Below are 1,405 nucleotides of genomic sequence, written 5' to 3' on the forward strand. Positions count from 1 at the left end.
ATGAGCGTTTCATGAGACCTATTTTTAGAAAACAAACGGAATTTGGGCTTCATGAACGCTAATGCCCAGTTAAGAATTGAATTTATACGTCCAGAATCGCTCGTTGTTGATCCACACCATCATTTGCGGGTCCTGGTTTTTCAGCTTCTCCGTCACATCGCCAAACATTTGCTCCGTTTGGGAACGATGGGCTTGAATCGCAGCAAGCTTTTTATCAGCCACGGCCGTGATATTATGGACAATATCGGCCTCACCAATCTCTTCGACACAATTATTTGAAAAAGCAACGCAGTGCAGTGTTGGTCTTGCGGCGGCAGGAAGCAATTCCACTGCCCTCACGACCGCTGCACCAGTGGCGTCATGGTCGGGGTGAACAGAATAGCCTGGATAAAACGTGATGATAAGTGATGGATTTACTTCCTTAATTAACGACAGCATAGCATTCGCCAGTTTTTCGTTGTCTTCAAATTCAATCGTTTTATCACGGTAGCCAAGCATTCGTAAATCCTGAATCCCTAAAGCTGCAGCAGCCGCCTTAAGCTCTTCTTTTCTAATTTTTGGGAGATTTTCTCTATTCGTAAACAGGGGGTTCCCCATATTGCGTCCCATTTCACCCAAGGTTAAGCAAGCATAGGTGACAGGAGTACCATTTTCTACATGCGCAGCAATGGTTCCTGATACTCCAAAAGCTTCGTCATCCGGATGTGGGAAGATAACTAATACATGACGTTCTTTTTCCATATAACGCTCACCTTCCTTTCCTTTACTCAAACGGTGTAGAGCTAATTTCGAGGGCAACCGCAAGCTTCCCTTTACTGTCATGGCCTGCAAGAAGCAAGCGATTTTGCTCATCGATTTCAAAATGTGTCAGACCTTCGGCATAGATCCAGCCAAGGTTTATTTTCAACCCTACACGGTAGGGGTCCGTCCCAGTGATTTTCCCATGCTCATAGCGAACAAGTCCATTGCGAATATAGGCACCTGCTGAAAAGAAGGTTTGATCATGATGGGATGCATAGGCACCATTCGTTGTTTCAAGGTGAATATAAACATCCTGATTAGCGTATTTGTTAATCGCTGCTTGAACCTCGAGATAATCCTTTATCGGTTCCATTAATTATTCTCCTTTCCCAATTTCAGGTATGTATTCAAAAAAAGTGTAGTTAATAATGTATCTATCATACTAAAATCACATTGAAAAAGCGAAATCCACGCTTAAAAAAATAGAGCCGAACTGCTGGGTTCGACTCTGTTTATTATAAAATAAGAAAAGCTTTTAAACTTCGCTTACTGTCCAGCTCCAGCACCCTAACGGCTAGTGTCCTTCGCTCTCCGCCCTACGATAAGTCAACATCGAATCGCCTCCGGCTCTTCGTGTTTCCTTTATCTCAGTTGGAGCGCTCCA

The 1,405-nt window shown here is 43.7% G+C and carries 2 protein-coding genes; both read right to left on the bottom strand.

The genetic code is table 11. The features are described from left to right. Positions 1–69 precede the first annotated feature (69 nt). The gene (gene bshB2, locus V7124_RS14835) at positions 70–741 is read right to left on the bottom strand and encodes a bacillithiol biosynthesis deacetylase BshB2 (RefSeq protein ID WP_335490366.1); all 672 of its coding nucleotides are present in this window, start codon (positions 739–741) and stop codon (positions 70–72) included. Positions 742–763: 22 nt separating this feature from the next. Then, the gene (locus V7124_RS14840; protein WP_335415144.1) at positions 764–1,114 is read right to left on the bottom strand and encodes a YojF family protein; all 351 of its coding nucleotides are present in this window, start codon (positions 1,112–1,114) and stop codon (positions 764–766) included. Positions 1,115–1,405 lie beyond the last annotated feature (291 nt).

Origin of the sequence: Neobacillus niacini, from assembly GCF_036961885.1 — a bacterium.
Classification (GTDB): domain Bacteria; phylum Bacillota; class Bacilli; order Bacillales; family Cytobacillaceae; genus Neobacillus; species Neobacillus niacini_H.

Bases quoted from the DNA above. Each gene is read 5' to 3' on its own strand.
- bshB2 (WP_335490366.1), bottom strand. From the start codon at position 741: ATGGAAAAAGAACGTCATGTATTAGTTATCTTCCCACATCCGGATGAC.
- V7124_RS14840 (WP_335415144.1), bottom strand. From the start codon at position 1,114: ATGGAACCGATAAAGGATTATCTCGAGGTTCAAGCAGCGATTAACAAA.